General features: G+C 71.0%; 16 protein-coding genes and 3 pseudogenes. 13 read left to right on the top strand and 6 right to left on the bottom strand.

Annotation, left to right across the window (positions count from 1 at the left end; translation table 11 throughout):
- Window positions 1-3 precede the first annotated feature (3 nt).
- On the top strand, window positions 4-1,098 hold the full coding sequence (locus tag ACFYR3_RS37160) for an ABC transporter substrate-binding protein (RefSeq protein ID WP_355855023.1): 1,095 nt from the start codon (window positions 4-6) through the stop codon (window positions 1,096-1,098).
- A gap of 214 nt (window positions 1,099-1,312) precedes the next feature.
- On the opposite strand, the gene ACFYR3_RS37155 is transcribed toward ACFYR3_RS37160, so the two are convergent.
- Window positions 1,313-2,833 carry an ATP-binding protein gene (locus tag ACFYR3_RS37155; RefSeq protein WP_355855020.1) on the bottom strand — a complete coding sequence of 507 codons (1,521 nt, stop codon included), beginning with the start codon at window positions 2,831-2,833 and terminating at the stop codon, window positions 1,313-1,315.
- Window positions 2,814-3,521 carry a response regulator transcription factor gene (locus ACFYR3_RS37150; protein ID WP_355855017.1) on the bottom strand — a complete coding sequence of 236 codons (708 nt, stop codon included), beginning with the start codon at window positions 3,519-3,521 and terminating at the stop codon, window positions 2,814-2,816. Before ACFYR3_RS37150 ends, ACFYR3_RS37155 begins: the two co-directional genes overlap by 20 nt.
- Window positions 3,522-3,686: 165 nt before the next feature.
- On the opposite strand from ACFYR3_RS37150, the gene ACFYR3_RS37145 reads away from it, so the two are divergent.
- The gene (locus ACFYR3_RS37145; RefSeq protein ID WP_355855014.1) at window positions 3,687-4,445 is read left to right on the top strand and encodes a hypothetical protein; all 759 of its coding nucleotides are present in this window, start codon (window positions 3,687-3,689) and stop codon (window positions 4,443-4,445) included.
- A 342-nt stretch (window positions 4,446-4,787) separates the two neighbouring features.
- Here the strand turns inward: ACFYR3_RS37145 and ACFYR3_RS37140 are convergent, their stop codons facing one another.
- Complete coding sequence (locus tag ACFYR3_RS37140) at window positions 4,788-6,104, bottom strand: histidine kinase dimerization/phospho-acceptor domain-containing protein (RefSeq protein ID WP_389286379.1); 1,317 nt, start codon at window positions 6,102-6,104, stop codon at window positions 4,788-4,790.
- Window positions 6,105-6,259: 155 nt separating this feature from the next.
- Here ACFYR3_RS37140 and ACFYR3_RS37135 point away from each other — a divergent pair, with 155 nt between their 5' ends.
- From ACFYR3_RS37135 to ACFYR3_RS37110, 6 genes are all read left to right on the top strand, one after another.
- Window positions 6,260-6,928, top strand: coding sequence for a hypothetical protein (locus ACFYR3_RS37135; RefSeq protein ID WP_355855008.1), 669 nt, complete (start codon window positions 6,260-6,262; stop codon window positions 6,926-6,928).
- Window positions 6,929-6,933: 5 nt separating this feature from the next.
- Entirely contained in the window at window positions 6,934-7,674 is a 741-nt protein-coding gene (locus ACFYR3_RS37130) for an ABC transporter ATP-binding protein (RefSeq protein ID WP_355855005.1), read from the top strand.
- Window positions 7,661-8,323, top strand: a complete 663-nt coding sequence (locus tag ACFYR3_RS37125) for an ABC transporter ATP-binding protein (RefSeq protein ID WP_355855002.1) — start codon at window positions 7,661-7,663, stop codon at window positions 8,321-8,323. The genes ACFYR3_RS37130 and ACFYR3_RS37125 overlap by 14 nt, the downstream gene beginning before the upstream one ends.
- Window positions 8,320-10,971, top strand: a complete 2,652-nt coding sequence (locus tag ACFYR3_RS37120) for an ABC transporter permease (protein WP_355854999.1) — start codon at window positions 8,320-8,322, stop codon at window positions 10,969-10,971. The genes ACFYR3_RS37125 and ACFYR3_RS37120 overlap by 4 nt, the downstream gene beginning before the upstream one ends.
- A 56-nt stretch (window positions 10,972-11,027) precedes the next feature.
- The gene (locus tag ACFYR3_RS37115) at window positions 11,028-11,768 is read left to right on the top strand and encodes a response regulator transcription factor (protein ID WP_355855077.1); all 741 of its coding nucleotides are present in this window, start codon (window positions 11,028-11,030) and stop codon (window positions 11,766-11,768) included.
- A 173-nt stretch (window positions 11,769-11,941) separates the two neighbouring features.
- Window positions 11,942-12,778: an ABC transporter permease gene (locus ACFYR3_RS37110; RefSeq protein ID WP_355854996.1), complete on the top strand. Its 837-nt coding sequence runs from the start codon at window positions 11,942-11,944 to the stop codon at window positions 12,776-12,778.
- Window positions 12,779-12,950: 172 nt separating this feature from the next.
- Here the strand turns inward: ACFYR3_RS37110 and ACFYR3_RS37105 are convergent, their stop codons facing one another.
- On the bottom strand, window positions 12,951-13,889 hold the full coding sequence (locus tag ACFYR3_RS37105; protein ID WP_389286376.1) for a YbhN family protein: 939 nt from the start codon (window positions 13,887-13,889) through the stop codon (window positions 12,951-12,953).
- Window positions 13,890-13,894: 5 nt separating this feature from the next.
- Window positions 13,895-15,381 (bottom strand): annotated as a pseudogene (locus ACFYR3_RS37100) (hypothetical protein).
- A 355-nt stretch (window positions 15,382-15,736) separates the two neighbouring features.
- Here ACFYR3_RS37100 and ACFYR3_RS37095 point away from each other — a divergent pair.
- Both ACFYR3_RS37095 and ACFYR3_RS37090 read left to right on the top strand, forming a co-directional pair.
- Window positions 15,737-16,528 (top strand): hypothetical protein, encoded by a 792-nt coding sequence (locus ACFYR3_RS37095; protein WP_355854991.1) that lies wholly within the window; start codon window positions 15,737-15,739, stop codon window positions 16,526-16,528.
- Between the two features lie 120 nt (window positions 16,529-16,648).
- A pseudogene (locus tag ACFYR3_RS37090) lies at window positions 16,649-16,738 on the top strand (diacylglycerol kinase family lipid kinase); the annotation flags it as partial.
- Between the two features lie 190 nt (window positions 16,739-16,928).
- On the opposite strand, the pseudogene ACFYR3_RS37085 reads toward ACFYR3_RS37090, so the two are convergent.
- Window positions 16,929-17,205, bottom strand: a pseudogene (locus ACFYR3_RS37085) (transposase); the annotation flags it as partial.
- Here ACFYR3_RS37085 and ACFYR3_RS37080 point away from each other — a divergent pair.
- From ACFYR3_RS37080 to ACFYR3_RS37070, 3 genes are all read left to right on the top strand, one after another.
- Window positions 17,176-18,507: a sensor histidine kinase gene (locus ACFYR3_RS37080; protein WP_389286408.1), complete on the top strand. Its 1,332-nt coding sequence runs from the start codon at window positions 17,176-17,178 to the stop codon at window positions 18,505-18,507. The pseudogene ACFYR3_RS37085 and the gene ACFYR3_RS37080 overlap by 30 nt on opposite strands.
- Window positions 18,479-19,174, top strand: coding sequence for a response regulator transcription factor (locus tag ACFYR3_RS37075; protein WP_355854988.1), 696 nt, complete (start codon window positions 18,479-18,481; stop codon window positions 19,172-19,174). The genes ACFYR3_RS37080 and ACFYR3_RS37075 overlap by 29 nt, the downstream gene beginning before the upstream one ends.
- Before the next feature lie 137 nt (window positions 19,175-19,311).
- The gene (locus ACFYR3_RS37070; protein WP_355855072.1) at window positions 19,312-19,689 is read left to right on the top strand and encodes a zf-HC2 domain-containing protein; all 378 of its coding nucleotides are present in this window, start codon (window positions 19,312-19,314) and stop codon (window positions 19,687-19,689) included.
- Window positions 19,690-19,971: the final 282 nt, after the last annotated feature.

Raw genomic sequence — 19,971 nt, 5'->3', positions numbered from 1 at the left:
GCCATGTCCAGACGACCCGTCGCCGTCGCCGCGTCTCTCCTCACCGTCCTCGCTCTCGGCGCAGTCAGCGCCTGTTCAGGCAACTCCAGCGCCAGCACGGCTAGCGGCGGTTCCGGCGGCACGCCGACCGTCAAGCTCATGGCCGGCGGCCTCGACAAGCAGATCTACCTGCCGTACCAGCTCGCCCAGCAGTTGGGCTTCTACAAGAAGTACGGCGTCGACGTCCAGCTCAGCACCGAACAGGACGGCGGTGTCGGCGCTGAAGAGGCCATGGCCTCGGGGCAGGTGGACATGGCAGGTGCCTGGTACAACCACACCATCGAGTTCCAGGCCAAGGGCAAAGCGGTCGAGGACGTCGTCCAGCTCTCCGGCGCGCCGGGCGAGCGCGAGATGTGCACCAAGAAGTCGGGCGTCACTTCGGGCGCCGACTTCAAGGGCAAGACCCTCGGCGTCACCGACCTGGGTTCGGGCACCGACACGCTCACCCAGTTCCTGGCCGCCAAGAAGGGTGTCAAGACCAGCCAGTTCCACCGGATCGGGGTCGGCGCGGGCTCCACCGCCATCGCCGCACTACAGAACGGCAAGGTCGACTGCGTCATGACGACACAGCCGACGGTCGCAGCGATCGAGAAGAAGGGCGTGGGTACGTCCGCGATCGACCTGGCCACCACGCAGGGCGCCACAGCGGCGATGGGCGGCGCCTACCCCGCGGCCAGTGTGCTCGCCCGCACCGACTGGGTGAACTCGCACAAGGACACCGTGCAGAAGGTCGTCGACGCGCTCGTCGCCACCATGCACTGGATCAACACCCACAGCACGGCCGACATAGCGAACAAGCTGCCGTCATCATTCGTGTCCAACCAACTGGTCACCAAGGCCGACTACATCAAGGCCCTGACCGAGGACAAGGGCCAGTTCCTCCCGGACGGCCTCATGCCGGCCGGCGGCCCGAAGACCTCCCTGGCGACGGAACAGCTGGTCGGCGACGTCAAGGGCTCGGTGGATCTCAGCAAGACGTTCACCAATGAGTTCGCCCTCCAGGCCAACAAGACCGAGGGCTTCAAGACCACCACGACCCCGGCAGGACCGACCGGCTGAACCCCCACCCGGCACGATGCCGCCCAGGTGACATCCACCTGGGCGGCCCCGCACGCCCGCTGTGAGTCGTAGCCGCGACCTCGCCGTCACAAGCCGTCAGGAAAGGGCCCATCGCACGACTGGGCGAATCAGCCGTTGTGGAGGGTCCGCGGATGGCCACGCAGCCGCCCTGCCCAACTCCGGCCAGAAGTCTGCGCGGAGGCCTGACCGGCTTCTACATCGGCCTCGGATGCGTGGACTCCGCGCCGCTGCTCGGCGAGGAGTGTGCTCCGCGTTCGCTGGCTGCCTCGGCCGGTCCCGGGCACGAGCCGACCGCAGCACTCGGGCAATCGGCACCGCTTCCCTGCACTGGCGCGGCCATCAGGCACATGGTGATGAGAGCCCCGCCCGATGGCCGGTTGGCCAGGCTCAACCGGCCGCCGTGTGCCACGGCGATCATCGCGACGATGGCGAGGCCGAGCCCACCGGCACTCTTGTCGGCCGACGGGCCCGGCGGTGGCCCGGCGAGCATGGCGGGCGGGAAACCCTGGCCCTCGTCACCTACGCACAACTTCACGGCACTGTCCGCTCGTTCGGTGCTCAGGACGATGTGGCCAGGCCCCGACGAGCCGGCGTGGCGCAGGGCGTTGTCGAGGAGGTTGTGCAGAACCTGGCGCAGCCGTACCGGATCGGCGTCGGCGGTTGCTTCGGGGGCTCCGGACGTCTCCACGGTGATCGTCGCACCGTCGGCGGTCGCGCGGGCACGGAACGCCTCGGCCGCGTCCGTGAGCAGCCGCGGCAGGGACACCGGCTCGCGGCGCAGCGGCAGTCGGCCCTCTCGAGTGCGGGCGAGGACAAGGAGATCCTCGGCGAGACCGACGAGCCGGTCGGTCTCGGCGGCTGCGGACCGTACGGCGGCTTCGAGTTCGGTGCGCTCGCGCGGGCGTGCCGTGGCCAGTTCGAGCTCGGCCCGCAGCAGTGCCAGCGGGGTGCGCAGCTCGTGTCCGGCCATGTCGACGAAGCGCTGCTCACGTTCCAGCGCCTCCTGCAGGCGCGCGAGCATGGCATTGAGGGTGTGCGCGAGCCGGGCCAGTTCGTCCCCGGTCGGCGGGACGGTCAGGCGCCGCTCGGGCTCGGCCTCGGAGATCGCGGCAGCCTCCCGGCGGATGCGCTCGACCGGTCGCAGGGCAGCGCCCGCCAGCAGCCAGCCCGCGTACGAGGACGCCACCAGGGCGAGCGGGCCGCCGATGAGGAGCAGGAGCAGCAACCGGTCCAGTGCCTCCGCACGGTCGCCGAGCGGCGCGCCCACGACGAGGACGGCGGGCTGTGCGACCGTCCCCGGCAGACGGACGGGCAGAGCGAGCAGCCGGGCGGGGTCGTCGATGCCCACGACATGACGACTGAGAAGGACCGGCTTGGTGACGGTCCGTGTGGTGCCCTGTGGCAGCATGGGCGCGGCCGCGACGGCCGGGGTCGTCTCGACGACGTCGCCGTGCGGCGTGAGGATCTGGCCGAACGACTCGTCGGGGTCGATGAGTCCACGGCCCGCGTCCAGCGGAGCCCGTTCGCGCTGGGCCAGCGAGCTGACGGTGGCCGCGGCCCGTGCCCTCAGGTCGAGGTCGACGGCGCGGGTCAGTTCGGTGCCCATCCGTGTGTAGAGGAAGGCGCCCAGGGCGGTCAGCACCACCGCCATCGCCAGGCAGGAGGCGAGGGTCAGGCGGAGCCGGACGGGGAGCCTAGCCAACAGGGTGCACATGATCCGCATGGTCCTTGCGGTCGTCTCGCAGCCAGTAGCCGGCGCCGCGGGCGGTGCGCAGCGACTGCCGTCCGAAGGGACGGTCGATCTTCTGCCGGAGGTAGCCCACGTACACCTCCACGACGTTCGAGTCCGCGTCGAAGGTGAAGTCCCAGACGTGTTCGATGAGTTCGGCCTTGGACAGCACCTGTCCGGGCCGCCGCATCAGGCACTCAAGGAGCGCGAACTCCTTGGCCGTCAAGGTGATCGGCGAACCGTCCCGGGCCACGGAGCGGGCAGCGGGATCGAGGCTGAGATCGCCGACGGCGAGCACGGCGGGCCGTTCGCGGGCGCCCCGGCGCATCAGCGCGCGCAGCCGGGACAGCAGTTCGGCGAGCGCGAAGGGCTTGACGAGATAGTCGTCCGCGCCCAGGTCCAGACCGCGCACCCGGTCCTCGACGGCATCCCGAGCGGTCAGCAGCAGGACGGGCGCCCACCGGCCGGCGGCGCGGATCTGACGCAGCACCCCGAACCCGTCGGTGCCCGGCAGCATCACGTCCAGGACGATCACGTCGTAGTCGGTCTCCCCGGCGTACCAGAGGCCGTCCTCGCCGGTGGCGGCCACGTCGACCGCGAAGCCGTTCTCCGCCAGGCAGCGCCGCAGCAGCTCCGCCATGGGTGCTTCGTCCTCGACCACGAGAATCCGCATGGCGCCTCCTCGCGCAGGCTCTGCTTGTGTCCAGCGTAGTGCGGGCGGCTAAGGGGACGCTGAGTCCATCCGAGCGGACCCCCACGGGACCCGCGGGGACCGTTTCAGGGTCTCCTTAGCCACTCGCGAGCAGGCTCGAAGCCACAGTTCGACGAGGGAGTCCCGATGATCAGCAAGGGCATGACACGCAGAGCACTGGTCCTCACCGTCACCGCCGGCTGCACGGCCGCGGTCGTGCTGACGGCCTGTTCGTCCGGTTCCGGAAGCTCGGGCCATCAGCCCTCGGCGCCCACGACGAAACCCAGCCCGGCTCCCCGCAGCTTCTCGGCGACCGTCGACAACCCGTGGTTCCCGTTGCCAGCCGGCCGGACGCTGGTCTACAGCGGTATCAAGGACGGTGAGAAGTCAACGGAGTACCTTACCGCCACCCGCGAGACCGAGAAGATCACCGGCATCCCCTGCCGCGTCGTCGAGGACCGCCTCTACACCGGCCACACCCTCCACGAGGCCACCCGCGACTACTACGCACAGGACGCCACCGGCAACGTCTGGTACTTCGGCGAGGACACCGCCGAACTCGACGCCCACGGCAACATGCTCTCCACCGAGGGCACCTGGCACGCCGGCCGTGACGGCGCCCGCCCCGGCATCTTCCTGCCCGCCCACCCCGTCCCCGGCGCCGCCGGACAGCAGGAGTACTACCCCGGCCAGGCCGAGGACCGCTTCCAGGTCCTGGACCTGACCTCCCGAGTGTCCGTCCCGTACAAGACATTCACCGGGGCCCTGCGCACGAAGGAATGGACGCCGCTGGAGCCCGGCGTCGTGGACAACAAGTACTACGTCAAGGGCATCGGCACCGTGAAGGAGGTCACCGTCAAGGGCGGCCCCTTCGAGGAGAACGTGCTGACCGCTGTCAGGGGCTAGGACCCGCTGGACCGGGCCCGGCGCGGGCGGGTCGTCACGGTCTACGGCTGGTTCTGGCGGCACGGCGTGCGCGGATCTGCGTGACCACTCCGGCCACGACCACCAGCGGAGCCGCCACACAGGCGAGGTACAGAAGGATCAGCGGCTGACAGGGACGCGGCCGGACGCCCGTCCCAAGGATTGTGTCCGAGTTGAACGCCAACGACGGCTTCACTTGGTGCCAGCGCGTGACCTCCAGGTACATCAGGTACCAGGAACCGATCCACACCGCACCCCGAGCCACTTCGCAATGCGCATTCCCCGAGACTGCTGCGACCGAGAACGCGACGCAAGAAGGCCATCTCACTCAGGCGCTCCCTGTGCCTCGTCCTCATCGACAGGAATAAGCAACGTGAAAGTGGCCGGATGAGCACTGCTCAGGGCGAGCCTGCCGCCGAGCGAGACGGCCAGGTCCCGGGCGAGAGCCAGGCCGATGCCCGCTCCCTGTCCGCCCCCGGTGTGCCCCCGGTCGAATAGCCGGGCCGGCTCGCCCGCCACGGCACCCTCGTCGCTCACGTCGAAGGCGAGGGCGTTCTCCAGGTCCCGCACGTCGACCCGGACGGTGCCGCGCCCATGCACGCGGGCGTTGTCCAGCAGGATGCCGAGCACCTCCGACACGGGCGCGCCTGGGACCAGGACATCGGTCGGTGTGTCCCGTGCGGCGCACTCCAGGCGTCTGCCGTCCCGGGCGAACAGGCCGTGCCAGCGTTCCTCGGCCTCCCGCAGCAGCTGCCCTACTGCGATCTTCCCGGCGGCGGAGCGGGACACCTCCCTGGCACGCGACAGGCGCAGCACCTCCTCCACCGTGTGGTGCAGGCGGTGCGTGGTGGCCAGTGCTTCGGTCAGGACGGGTCGCAGCCCGGCGTCATCGTCCTGGGCGAGGCCCCCCTCCAGGGCGAGTTGCAGACCGGTGAGCGGGGTGCGCAGCTGGTGGGAGGCGTTGGCGGTGAAGTCGCGTTCGTGGCGCAGCAGTTCGGAGAGGCTGTGGAGCATCTCGTTGTGGGTGCGGGCGACCTGGTCGATCTCGGCGATGCTGCTGGTGGCGGCGCGGGCGTTCAGGTCGCCCTCGGTCACGGCTCGGCAGTGGCGGGACAGATCCTCCAACGGGACTGCCAGGGCCCGTGCCTGGCGGCGGGCCACGACGACCGCGACGGCCAGCGCCAACGCCGTCGCCCCCAGCAGCACCGCCCACGCGACGAGGACGCGGTCGCGCACGGAGGCTGCGGGGGACGAGACCCGTACGACGCCGATCACCTGCTCGGTGTGGGAGACGGGCACGGTGGCCACCAGATCGCCGCCCGAGTGGCCCCGTACGGCCTCTCCGCCCAGGGCTCGACGGACCGGTGCGTCGCCCGGGTGGGGCCCGCTGCCCGCCCGCAACCGCGACTGCGGGTCGTACAGACCGATCTGCCCGCCCGCCGGGGGCTTGGGCAGTTCCACCGGGTCGCCGGTCGCGTAGTCCGGGCTCACGCGTACGGCCCCGGCCAGGGCGGACCGCTCCAGGGTGTCGCGCTGGTCGGCGTACAGGGACGACCTGATGGCCAGGGCGAGCGGGACGGCGAGGAGGACCACGGCGACCAGAGCGGCGGTCAGGGCGACTCGCACCACGCGCTGTCTCATGACCCCATCATGCGGGCCGTTCACCTGGGCGGACGCGCTGCGCCACACGCTTTTGCCGTCCTCTAACCCGCGGCGAGCAGGGCGTTAACCGGCCTCTTCCTAGCGTCGGTGCTGTGGACCGTCCGGTCCGAGGACTCCCCTGGAGGGCAGTGGCCATGGCAGCACGCACACGAACGTACGCGGTCGTCGGACTGGCCTTCGTGGCAGCGGTGACTGCGGGCTGTTCCGGGACGGGTTCGGGTTCGGGCGCCGGCTCGACGACGTCCCCGGCCGCTCCCACGGCCGGTTCCTCCTCCGGAGGCGGAGGCGGCAGCGGCGGGCAGAACAACGCGGCGCCCACCGAGTCGAACCCTCCCGGCGACATCCCCGACAACCAGGCGTTCGTCGCCTACCGGCCGACCGGCGGTTCCTTCACCGGCTTCACGGTCAAGGTGCCCGAGGGCTGGGCCCGCACTGGCCAGGGCAGCACCACCGTGTTCACGGACAAGCTCAACACTGTGAAGATCACGGCGGTTTCCGCCGCCGGCACGCCTACGACCCGCTCCGTCACCGACACCGTCGTACCTCAACTGCGTTCCCAGGTACCGAAGTTCGCCGCACCCAAGGTGTCGGAGGTGACCCGGCACTCCGGCCGCGTGGTCCTGCTGACCTACCAGGGCGACTCGGCGAAGGATCAGGTGACCGGCAAGGTGGTGCGGGACGCGTTCGAACGGTATGCCTTCTATCGCGCCGGGCACGAGGTGGACCTGACCCTGTCCGGGCCGGTCAAGGCCGACAACGTCGATCCCTGGCGCATCGTCAGCGACTCCTTCGCGTGGCGGTGAGCGCGATGCCAGTCGACTCGTACGACACCGGCGGCTCGGCCGACGACGTACTGACCGCCCGCGAGCTGTACCGCTTCTACCGGGCCGGCGAGGAGGAGACGCTCGCGCTGCGCGGGGTGTCGCTGACGGTGCGCCGTGGTGAGACCGTCGCGGTCGTGGGACCGTCCGGGGCCGGAAAGTCGACTCTGCTGGCGTGCCTGGCCGGACTCGACGAGCCCTCCGGCGGCGAGGTCCGTGTGAGCGGCGTACGGATCAGCCACCAGCCCGAGACGGAACGGGCCCGGCTGCGCGCCCGGCACATCGGCGTCTTGCTGCAGACCCGCAATCTGTTGCCACATCTGAACCTGCGCGACAACGTCCGCCTGCCGCAACGGGCGCAGGGCCGCAGGGTGCCCGTCCCGGCCCAGACCCTGCTGGCGCAGGTGGGGCTGGCCGGGCGCGCGCACGCCCTGCCCCGGCAGCTGTCCGGCGGCGAGCTGGCGCGGGCAGGACTCGCCGTCGCACTGGCCAACGCGCCCGCCGTCCTGCTTGCCGACGAACCTACCGGTGAACTGGACGGCGAGACCGAACAGTTGGTGCTTTCACTGCTGCGGGAGCGGGCCGCGGAAGGCTGCGCGGTGCTGCTCGTCACGCACAGCGCGGAGGCGGTCCGGGTCGCGGACCGGGTGATCACGCTGACGGACGGCAGGGCCACCAGTGCCCCGACGCCGCACGACCGCGAGGAGGCGCACGATGTCATCGGATGACGTGCTCGTCAGCTGCACGGACGCGGCCCTGACCTTCGACCGGGGGGCCCAGGCGGTCGTGGCCGTGCACGGCGCCGACCTGGAGATCCGGGCTGGGGACCGGCTCGCGGTGGTCGGCCCCTCGGGATCGGGCAAGAGCTCGCTGCTCCATCTGATCGCGGGACTCGAACAGCCCACCCACGGCACCGTCACCCGCGCCGCCTCCCTCGGGCCGTACGACATCGGCCTGGTCTTCCAGGGCGACAGCCTGATCCCCGCCCTGAACGTGGTCGAGAACACCGCCCTGCCCCTGGTCCTCACCGACCGCGTGGAAGACGAGGCAAGGAGGACCGCCCTCGCCGCGCTCGCCAGGGTGGATGCCGCCGACCTCGCCGAACGGTTGCCCGAGGAGATCTCCGGCGGCCAGGCCCAACGGGTGGCCGCCGCCCGGGTCCTGGCCCAGGCGCCTCGCCTGATCCTCGCCGACGAACCCACCGGCCGCCTCGACCGCGCCACCGGCGCCCGCGTCCTGGACGCCCTGCTGACGGCCGCCGACCACACCGGTGCGGCGCTCGTCGTCACCACCCACGATCCAGCCGTCGCCGCCCGGCTCACCGTCCGGCGCATCATGCGCGACGGACGGCTGCTCGCCCCCGAGGAGGTGTCATGATCGCCGCATGGGCTCGCGGGCTGGCCCGCCACCGCACCGGCCGACTGCTGGCCGCCCTGGCCGGCGTCACGCTCGCGGTCGCCCTCGTCGCCGCGCTCGGCTCCTTCCTCACCGCGTCGAAGGCGACCATGACCCAGCGCGCCCTGCGTTCGGTCGCCGTGGACTGGCAGGTCCAGGTGCAGCCCGGCGCCGACCCGAACGCCGTCCTGTCCCTCGTGCAGAAGACTCCCGGCACTCGCACCGCGCTGCCGGTCGGCTTCGCCCACACCAGCGGCTTCACCGCCCGCGTGCAGGGCAGCACCCAGACCACCGGCCCCGGTGTCGCCCTCGGACTGCCCGACGGCTACCGTGGCCGCTTCCCGGACGCCGTCCGGACGCTGTCGGGCTCCTCCACCGGCGTCCTGCTGGCCCAGCAGACCGCCTCCAACCTGCACGCCGCCCCGGGCGACACCATCGGCATCCAGCTTCCCGGTGCCGGCCTGCGGCGGGTGAAGGTGGACGGCGTGGTCGACCTGCCCCAGGCCGACTCCCTCTTCCAGACCGTCGGCGCCCCCAGCCAGTCGCAGCCGACCGCGCCCCCGGACAACGTCATCTTGCTGCCCGCAGCCCGGTTCGCCTCCCTCACCCGCGGTGCCACTGCCGTCACCACCCAGATCCACGTTGCCCGCGACAACACCCGGCTGCCCTCCGACCCCGCCGCCGCCTTCTCCTCGGTCACCGGTGCCGCCCACAACCTGGAGGCCCGCTCCGCAGGCACCGCCCTGGTCGGCAACAACATCGGCGCCGCTCTCGACTCCGCCCGCCAGGACGCCCTGTACGCGCAGATCCTCTTCCTCTTCCTCGGCGTGCCGGGCGCGGTGCTGGCGGCCGCACTGACGGCGGCGGTCGCCTCGGCCGGCGGCGAACGGCGGCGCCAGGAACAGGGTTTGCTGCGACTGCGCGGGCTGCGGCCCCGCCAGATCACCGGCCTCGCGGGCGTGGAAGCCGCCCTCATCGGCCTCGCCGGGGGCCTCGCGGGGCTGGGTGTCGCCGCGCTCACCGGCCGTCTCGCCTTCGGTACGGCCTCGTTCGGCGCGAGCGCAGGGACGTGGACCGTCTGGTACGCGATCGCCTTCACACTGGGAGCCACGGTGGCCGCCGGTGCCGTTCTCATCCCCGCGCTGCGGGACCTGCGCGCGGTCACCGTCGCCGACACCCGCAAACAGGAGAGCGTACGACGCACCCGGTCACCCTGGTGGATGCGGTACGGCCTGGACTTCGTGCTCCTGATCGGCTCGTGGCTAATCTTCCGTGCCTCCTCCGGCAACCAGTACGCCCTGGTCCTCGCCCCTGAGGGGGTCCCCAGCATCTCCGTGTCGTACTGGGCCTTCCTCGGCCCCGCCCTGCTGTGGATCGGCGCGGCCCTGCTGCTGTGGCGCCTGACCCTGCTGGCCCTGACACGTGGCCGTCCCGGTCTGACCCGATTGGCCCGCCCGCTGACCGCGACCTTGGCCGGGACCACCGCGGCCGTACTGACCCGGCGCCGACGTCCGCTCGCTCGCTCGGTGGTGCTGCTCGCCCTGGCCGTCTCCTTCGCCGTGTCCACCGCCGTCTTCAACGCCACGTACCAGCAACAGGCCGAGGTCGACGCCCGGCTCACCAACGGCGCCGACGTCACCGTCACCGAACCGCCCGGCGCCCAGGCCCCACCCACTTCCGGAGCGGCCCTGAAGATCTCAGGTGTACGACACGTCGAACCCCTCCAGCACCGCTTCGCCTATGTCGGCTCCGACCTGCAGGACCTCTACGGCGTGCGCCCGGACACCATCGCCAAGGCCACCTCACTCCAGGACGCCTACTTCGCCGGCGGCGGCGCCCGGCAGCTGATGCAACGCCTTGCCCAGCACCCGGACAACCTGTTGGTCAGCGTCGAGACCGTCAACGACTTCCAGCTCTCCCCCGGCGACACCGTCAACCTGCGCATCCAGGATGCGCGCACCAAAGCCCTGCACACGGTGCCCTTCCACTACGCGGGCATCGCCAAGGAGTTCCCCACCGCCCCCAAGGACAGCTTCTTCGTCGCCAACGCCTCCTACGTCGCCAAGGCCACCGGCAGCGACGCGGTGGGCGCCTTCCTCCTCGACACCGGCGGCAGCCACCAGAAGCAGATCGCCGCACAGCTGCGCCGGCAGCTCGGCACCGGTGCCACCGTCACCGACCTCACCCAGACCCGCGGCACCGTCGGCACCAGCCTGACCTCGGTCGATCTGGCGGGCCTGACGCGCATCGAACTCGCCTTCGCGGTGCTGCTGGCCGCGGGAGCCGGTGGGCTCGTCCTCGCCCTCGGGCTCGCCGAACGCCGCCGCACCTTCGCGATCGCCACGGTCCTCGGCGCGCGCGCCCGCCAGCTGCGCGGCATGGTCCTCACCGAGGCCCTGGTGCTGGCCACCGGCGGCCTCGCCGGAGGCGCCCTGATCGGCTGGGCCCTGTCACAGATGCTGGTCAAGGTCCTGACCGGCGTCTTCGATCCGCCACCCGCCAGCCTCTCGGTCCCCGGCACGTACCTAGCACTCACCGGCACTGCCGCCGTCGCCGCCATCCTCGCCGCGGCCCTCAACGGCATCCGCAACACCCGACGCCCCGCCGTGGAGGAGCTCCGCGACCTGTGAATACTCCCCGCGCGCACGACGGGCTCGCCACCCTGTCCACTCCTAGGCTGTCGTCCATGCGCACGCCCGCCGCACCGGACCGCCCCCGTGTCCTCGTCGTCGAGGACGACGACACCATCGGCCGCCATCTGGAAGCCGGCCTGCGCGGCCATGGCTACGCGCCGACATGGTGCCGTACGGGGGCGGGCGCGCTGACCGAGGCCGCGCGGGCACCGTACGACGTGCTGCTGCTGGACCTGGGGCTACCCGACATGGACGGCCTGGGCGTGGCCCGGGATCTGCGGGCCCGCCTCCCCGATCTGTTGATCGTCGTGCTGACCGCACGGACCGAGGACATCGACGTCATCGCCGGACTGGATGCGGGGGCCGACGACTATCTCGTCAAACCGTTCAGCATGACCGTGCTGCTCGCCCGGCTGCGAGCGCATCTGCGGCGGCAGGCAGTGGTTGCCCCGGTCCGGAAGCCGGTGCGGCTGGGCGATCTGGTCGTCGACATCTCCGCCCGACGATGCGCGCTGCACGGTGTCGAAATCCCACTGCGGGCCAAAGAGTTCGACCTGCTCGCGGTGCTGGCCGAGCGGGTCGGCGAGGCGGTGTCGCGGGAGACGTTGATGGCCGAGGTGTGGGACGAGAACTGGTTCGGACCCACCAAGACTCTCGACGTGACGATGGCGGGCCTGCGACGCAGACTGACCGAGGCAGTGCGGGCAGGGAGCGGTCCTGTCCACCTGCCGGAGATCACCACGCTGCGAGGGCACGGATACCGGCTGGAACGGCCGCCGGATCCGGCGGATTGAGAAGCGGCTGACGTCAGGCTTGGATGTGAGCGCCTGCCAGTGATCATCCGGCAAAAGAGCGAGGGCTCGGCCCGCGCAGCGTCGACATAGACTGCCTTGTTGACAACAGGGCGCGGCCTGGCTAATTGCACGGCACCACCCGGCCCAGGCAGCGGCTCCTTGAGGTGGGGAACGTGACGTCGAGTGCGGCATCCCTCGTACCGGTCAACACCGCCCTCGGCGTCCTCCTCGCCGCTCTGCTCCTGGGGGCGGCGGCGGTCGCGGGGCGGTTCCATCTGGACCCGCACCCCTACAAGAGCCGGGCCCGGGAGATTCTCGTCGCCGGACTGAGGGCCGCGGCCCAGCTCGCCGTCGTGTCGGTGGTCATCGCGTGGGCCGTCAGGTCCGTGCCGGGGCTGCTGGCTTTCCTTGTCGTCATGTTCTCGGTGGCGGTGCGTACGGCCGGACGGAGAATCACCAGCGACCACACCTGGTGGCTCACGGCCGCCCCGATCGCCGCCGGTGTGGTGCCGGTCGTCGCGGCGCTGCTGCTGACGGGGCTCGTCCCGCTGCAGGGCATCGCGCTGATCCCGATCACGGGCATCCTCATCGGCGGCGCACTCACCGTGACCGTCCTCGCCGGACGTCGTGCCCTGGACGAACTGGCCCAGCGCCATGGGGAAGTGGAAGCCGCGATGGCCCTGGGCTTCCTGGACCGGGACGCACGGATGGAGATCGCCCGCCCCGCGGCATCAGAGGCACTCCTGCCGGGCCTCGACCAGACTCGGACAGTGGGGTTGGTCACCCTCCCCGGTGCTTTCGTCGGCATGCTGATGGGAGGGGCGAGTCCCGTGATGGCCGGGGCGGTGCAGTTGTTCGTCCTGATCGCACTCATGGCAGTGCAGTCCGTCGCGGTCGCGGTGACGCTCGAACTCGTCACCCGCCACCACCTGCACCGCCCGGTACCCGGCGCGCCGACCGGATCGCCACGCAAGGCAAGGCGGCCGACGAAAAGGCTGCCGCGTCACTGAGGGCGGGGACGTGCGCGGCTGGCTGAAGGGCGACCGTGCAAGGACGTTCGGCTGCCCAAGAGCCACCAGGACCGCCTCCTGCCCGCCCGCACCACGCTTCGAGCCCCTCGCCTCGATGGTCACCAATCATGCCAGTCACCTGACAGGGAGAGGCAGCGAGCACCGCACCGGCTCAGAGCGCCGAACGGCGGGCAAGCAATCCCAGGACCAGCAGTCCCGGTGCCATCGGCAGCCATCCGGTCAGCAGGCGGTAGCCGATGACCGCCGAGATTGCCGTATGCCCCGGTGCTCCGGCGGCCGTGAGCGCGAAGGCGAGCGCGGCGTCCAGCGACCCCAGTCCACCGGGCGTGGGAAGCAGGGCCGCCGCCCCGCTGGCAACGAGGTACGCCATCACCAGATGGCTCGTGGGCAACGCGAGACCGAGTGCGTGGACCACGGCGACGACCACGCCCGCGTGCAGCAACGCGAACGCGACCGAGCCGCCCCACAGCGCGCAGGCTCGCCCTCGGGAGCGATGCACCTCCCGTACGTCCGCCACGGCCCGCCCGACCGCCCGCCTCAGTCGGCCGCTGGCCACCACCGCCGGCACGACGGCTGCCACCGCCACCGGCGCCCAGACCAGCAGGTGCGGGAGACGCGCTGGGAGTGGGACAGCGCCCGGCGACGCCACGAGCAGGGCGACACCCAGTACGCACCGGACGGTCCCGCCGACGGCCGCCTTCACAGCCAGCGCGGTCGCCGAGCGCCTGGTAGAGAGGCCACACCGGGTCAGGAACCGCAGGTTGACCAGGCTCGCCCCGGCTCCCGCGGGCAGGATGTGGTTGGCGGCGCACGCCGCGAACTGCGCTGCCACCAGCCGCCCCCGCGGCAGCCGCTCGACGACCGCACCCTGCTGTGCCACAGCCGCGCACACCCACGTGGCGACAGTGGCGAAGCAGGCGAGCACCAGCCATTCCCCGTCGGCGGCGGCCAGTTGGTCGGTCCCGCTGTCCAGCGTGGCCCGGTGCGCGGCGAGTACGCAGCCGGCGGCGGCCAGCACCGACAAAGTGATCCCCAACCGGAGATAGAGGCGCCTGCCCTCGGTCGCGGGCACGCTGTCGGACACAGCCACCACAGTCACCGCCCCTGCCGGACGAACGGAGCGACATAGGCGTGGAGAACGCCGGCCCGTGCCACGGGCCAGGTGCGCGCGTAGGCGGGCGGACGGCCTCTCGGAAGGGCGAGGACTGCAACGGGGGCCCGGTGGGCGGCCCGGGCCAGTGCGTCCGCCGTGGTGCTGGTGTCGTGGCCCGTGGTCTGTGCCGATCCGCAACCGGTGTAGAAGGCGATCGGCACCGCCTCGTAGCCGCTGAGCAGGCACGGCGGCCGTACGCCGAGCGTGTGGAGGGCGGACGCGGTGCGGGACCAATCGTCACGGTTGGCGGCAGAACTGCGCACGGTGTGCTCCAGAACGACGTACTGCACGGCCAGGTGGGCCGCCAGGCAAGCCGTCACCAGGCCGACGGCGAGCGTGCGGGCGGTCCCGGCGGCGGGGGTGGTGACCAGGTGAGACAGACCCTGGGCGACGGGGACGGCAAGCAGGGCATAGGCGGGCAGCAGGAAGCGGGGAGCCGCGTAGCCGATGAGGAACAGGTAGGGAACGGCAGCCGTGACCGCGCAGGCCAGCGGCAGCAGGACGGGCAGGGCGCGTCGGGCGCGGACGGCGGTGACCGCGCCGAGCGCGGCGAGGACGGGCAGCGCGAACCACCACAGGGTCACCACCGGGTTGGGGGCCGATCCGGTGCAGGGGCGGCAGAGGGTACGCCCGCCGAGACTGTGCAACTGGTCGACCACCGCCAGGTGCCAGCCGAGGCCGCCCTGGATGCGGGAGGCGTCGGAGAGACGTTGCGCGAGGCCGCCGTAACTCATGTATGCCTCGATCACCCACTCGCCAGCGCCGGCCAGCAGGCCGGCGGCCAGTACGGCGAGGAGGCGGGGGCGGCGAAGAGCGAGGACGAGCAGGGGCAGCACCACGTAGACGGCGTCCATCGGGCGCATCCACGCCATCAGTGCCGCGCCCGCGAACACGCCCCACCAGGCTGACCGGTCCCCCGCGTTCGCGCGGACGCGCAGGAAGCAGCCGACGCAGGCCAGGGCGCCGACGGCGACCCAGTAGTCGGCATGGCCTGCGGGCCGTAGAACAGGGTCACCCACAGGGAGGCGAACAGGGCACCCGCCAGCGCCAGGACGCGCGGCATGACGTGGGCTCGCCAGATGCGCAGGGCGAAGTAGAGACCCAGACCGGAGAGAACCGCCAGGTAGACCCTCAGAAGAGCGGTGGAATCGGACCACGACGCGATCGGCGCGGCAAGCAGAGAGATGCCACGGGCCCGGGGCGCGCTGAAGAAGGCGGCGGGAACCTGGCCGCTGACCTGACTGACGTAGACCGTCTCGTCCCAGCCGAGACCAAGATCCGGTCGTACGAGGAAGAACTGGGCGAGCGTGAAAGCCCCCGCGACGGCCGCGAGCCAAGGTTCGCCCCGCCGGCGCCGAGGCCGGGCCGTCCGCGGTGGGAAGCCGGCGCGAGAGGCACCGGTCACCGTGACGCTCGAGCCGTCGGCCATCCTGCACCTCTCGTCGTCACGCCTCCATCTTTTCCTACGTCTCGTAGGAGGCCACCTCACCGTACGGCTTGTCGGTTAGAGGCAGGTGAGAAGGAGTCGTTTCCCTCACCCTGTCCAAGGTGAGGGAATCTCGGGCTGCAGCCCACACGAGAGGCCCAAACGGCGTAGCGCCGGCGAGGTCGAGCGACCTCCGCCGTCCGCTCACACCGTCGCCGGACGAGCAGACCCTACGTCGTAGGCGAAGATCAACCGGTACTGATCCATGTCTGCCGGGTCGTAGTGCGGTACACATGCCGCCGCTTGCCCCGCGCACCGTTCAGGTTGCGTTCATGCTCGAAGTGCGATCGTGCGGATCATGACCGCAGAGCACATCCTTGACGACCGGCCTCTGGCACCCGTACGCCAGTTGGCGAACAAGGTGCCGGAAGTGACCGTCTACTTCTGGATCATCAAGGTGCTGACCACCGGCATGGGCGAGACGGCGTCGGACCTCCTGGCCCGCACGCTCGGCCCGATCCCGGCGGTGGTGCTCGGCGGCATCGCCCTGACGGTCTCCTTGGCTGTGCAGTTCACGCTCCGCAGATACGTCGCCTGGGCGTACTGGATGGCCGTCGTGATGGTCAGCGTGTTCGGCACCATGGCCGCCGACGTCCTGCACGTGGGCCTCGGCGTGCCGTACGCCGTCTCGACGCCTGCGTTCCTCGTCGTACTGGCCGCGGTCTTCGCCCTCTGGTACGCGAGCGAGCGGACCCTGTCCATCCACACCATCCGGACCCGCCGCCGTGAGGCGTTCTACTGGGCGGCCGTCCTCGCCACCTTCGCTCTCGGCACCGCCACGGGCGATCTCACCGCCACCGTCGGCTTCGGCTACCTGGGCTCGGTCACCCTGTTCGCAGCTGGCATCTGCGTACCTGCCCTGGCCCACCGCTTCGGGGCCCTCGGCGCGGTGACCGCCTTCTGGACCGCCTATGTCATCACCCGCCCCCTCGGAGCCTCCCTCGCCGACTGGATGGCCCTCTCCCACACCCGCGGCGGCCTCGACCTCGGCCTGGCACCAGTCACCCTCGCCTGGACGGCCGCGATCATCGGCTTCGTCGGCTACCTGGCCGTGTCACAACGCGACAGGGGCGCGCACGCCGCGGCATGAGGTAAGGCCGTGCAACGCACGACAGAGTCGGGCGACGAGGCTCGGGAGCGATGGCCGAACCTTATGACGCACGGCAGGGCGTGTTTGCCGGCACTGCTGGTGATTGCGGCCGCCCGCGCAGTCCCCGGCGGCTCCACCAACGTCTTCGCCCGCGCCCTCAGCCTGCCCAACGACGCCGTCGAGGCCACCAGCGCCCTCCTGGACGCCCTGCCTGGGCCGAACAGGCCCTCATCTCGGTCGTCGCCACCGCCTGCCTGCTCGGCGTCTCCACCCGCAGGGTCGAGAAACTCGCCGCGTCCCTCGGCGTCATCCAGCTGTCGCATGGGGTCGATGGCAAGGCCGGTTCTCGCGGGCGCGGGGCCGGCGTGGAGGAGGCCGTTGACGCGCCGGCGTCGTTCGAGGAGCTGATGGGGGAAGTAACTGCCCTGGCGCAGCTTGGGGATGGCGAGTTCGACGGTGCCGGTGCGGGTGTCCCACTCGCGTGGGCGGTAGCCGTTGTGGTGGTTGACGCATTTGTCGCTGACCTGGCCGTATTCGGCGTTGCCGAGGGCGTCGGCCTCCGCGGACATGAGCGCGTCGGCGAACGTCTTGACCCTCGCGCGCAGCGGATCCGGACTCGCCGCGGCGAGGGTGTCTTCCGCGAGGACGTGCAGGGGCGCATTGTCTGGTGCGGTCATCGTGCTGATCTCCTTGGAGGACGTGGCGATGCCCGGTTTGGCCGTCGAACCTACGGTGGGGGTATGGCGGTGATCAACGGTTGGCGACGGGAAGCGCGAGCCCGGATCCGTGCGGTGGACGCGTTGGGCTCGACCGTGCTGTTCGTGCTGTCGGTCGTGGCTGCCTCGATCCCACCGCACCAGCACCAGTTCGTGCTGCGGTGGCCCACCGTGGCGCTGGCAGCCGTCGGCTGCTCCTCGTTGGTGTGGCGGAGTCGCCGCCCGTTTGGCGTACTGGCAGTCACCATTGGCTGCGGGGCGGCCCTCCAGTTGCTCGGCGTTCGAGACAGCCCGCTGGTGACAAGCCCGGTTCTGGTGTCCGTCTACAACGTGGCCGTACGGACCAACCGGCGTACCGCCTGGAGCATGGCAGCTGTCTCGGCTGCCGTCTTGGCCGGTGCCGCCGTGGCGGGCGCGCCGGCGTCGTGGCTGGATCCGGACAAAGCGGCGGTGCTGGCATGGACAGCTCTGCCGGCCGCCGTCGGGGACGGGGTGCGCTCACGCCGCGCCTATGTGGCCGCCGTGGAGGAACGTGCCGAGCACGCGGAGCGCACCCGTGAGCAGGAGGCAGAGCGGCGTGTCGCGGCCGAACGCGTCCGCATCGCACGTGACCTGCACGACATCGTCGCGCACCACATCGCCTTGATCAACGCTCAGGCGGGCGTCGCCGTCCATCTGGTGGACCGGCGACCGGAACAAATCCTCACGGCTCTTCAGGACATCCGGGACACCAGCCGTTCCGCGCTGGACGAACTACGGGTGACCGTTGGCCTGCTCCGGCAGTCCGACGACCCAGTGGCGCCTCGTGACCCGATGCCGGGGCTTGCGCAGGTGCCGACTCTGCTGGCCTCGTTCGAACGCGCCGGGCTGGCCGTGAGCCACGCTTTGAGGGGCACGGCCGAACCGCTGGAACCGGCAGTCGATCTGGCCGCGTACCGCATCGTGCAGGAGTCCCTGACCAATGTGCGCAAGCACGCCGGAGCCGATCATGCCCGGTTGTTCCTGCACTACCAGCGTGAACGGCTGACGATCACCGTGGAGGACGACGGGTCCGCCGGACCACGTCATCCTCTCCCGGGGGCCGGTCACGGGCTGATCGGGATGCGTGAGCGGGCTGCCACGATCGGGGGCAGGCTGTATGCCGGGCCGCGCGCTGAGGGCGGTTTCACCGTGACCGCCGAACTACCGCTGCGAGCCGGCTCCCCCAGCCCCGAGCGGGATCGGAGAAAAGGGCATGACGATTCGCGTACTGCTTGCCGATGACCAGGCCCTGTTGCGGGGCACCTTCAGCATGCTGTTCGACGCCACAGACGACATGGAGACCGTAGCCGAGGCGTCCAACGGGATCGAGGCGGTCGAACTGGCCGCCGCGGAGCACCCGGATGTGGTCCTGATGGACATCCGCATGCCGGAGATGGACGGCATCGAGGCGACACGCCTCATCAGCGAATCCGAGGACCTCGCGGACGTGAGGGTGCTCGTCCTGACCACCTTCGAGGATGACGAGCACGTCGCCGAGGCCCTGCGTGCGGGTGCGAGCGGCTTTCTCGGCAAGGGGGCGCGGCCCGAAGAGCTTCTCGACGCCGTCCGCACCGTCGCAGAGGGCGAGGCGCTGCTGTCCCCGTCGGCGACGCGAGCGTTGATCACGAGATTTCTGGCCCAGCCAGATCCATGCCCAGCAGCCGTACATGCGCGCCTGGAAGGCTTGACGCCGCGCGAACGCGACGTCACGACCCTCGTGGCACTGGGCCTGACGAACGACGCGATCGCCCAGCGCCTGTTCGTCAGCCCGCTGACTGCCAAGACCCACGTCAACCGGGCCATGACCAAGCTGGCAGTGCGTGACCGTGCCCAGCTTGTGGTCATCGCCTACCAGTGCGGGCTGGTCAGCCCGGCGTCCGAACCGACTCACCCACAGGTGCCCGCGTAAGGGTGTTTCGCTATCCGTCCCGGCAGTAGGCCGACGAGACATGTACCGCGGCCGTGGTAGCCGGATATCGCTGCGCGGAGACGACGCGCGAGCGCCTGTTCCTGGGCGAAGGTGAGACCTGGAACGGAGGTTTCGCCATGACCGAAACTCACTGCCTGACCGAGAAGTCCGGCGACAAGACGGCCATCGAGGGGTGCCGCCCGGTCGATGAACCACTGACCGGCCACGCCCTCAAGACCCTCGCGCCCGGCGAGGCGCGCGCCGTGCGGGCTCACCTGGCAACCTGCGCCAGGTGCCGGGAGGAGCGCGACCGCCGCGCATCGGCGCCTGCACACCTGTCCCTGCTGTGTGACGCCCTGGCTAGTGGCAAAGGCCGACACACGCCGGCGTGCACGGCCAGCCGAGACGAGTGCCGCCATGCACCGCCCCGTCGGCGCAGGCCGGACCGTTCGGCCGTGACCATGCAGATCACGCTGTCCCAATGGGTCAGCAGGACCAATTCGTACACGAGGTGAGCAATGAGCTCACCGGAAGACTCTCCCGCCACAGCCGGGCCGTCACCGCCGACGCCCTGAGCGCCCGCGCCGCGCCCATCCGCTTCGCCGAAACGCCACTGCCGCTGCCGCTGAGGCGGCAGCCCCAGCCTCGGCGCGAACCGCCGCACGATTGGCACGAACCGCCGCACGAGCATGTCGCCCGTCTTCGTGGGACTGTCGCCCATTTCGACCTCCTTCTCGGCCCTGCAGGAGGGAGCGGCCGGAGGTCAGGTTCCACTGATCAGAAATTCCTTACTTCAT

The sequence above is a fragment of the Streptomyces sp. NPDC005784 genome (genome assembly GCF_042871525.1).
Lineage (GTDB): Bacteria > Actinomycetota > Actinomycetes > Streptomycetales > Streptomycetaceae > Streptomyces.
The sequence above is the reverse complement of the archived record's forward strand: the minus strand, read 5'-3'. Positions and strand labels throughout refer to the sequence as shown.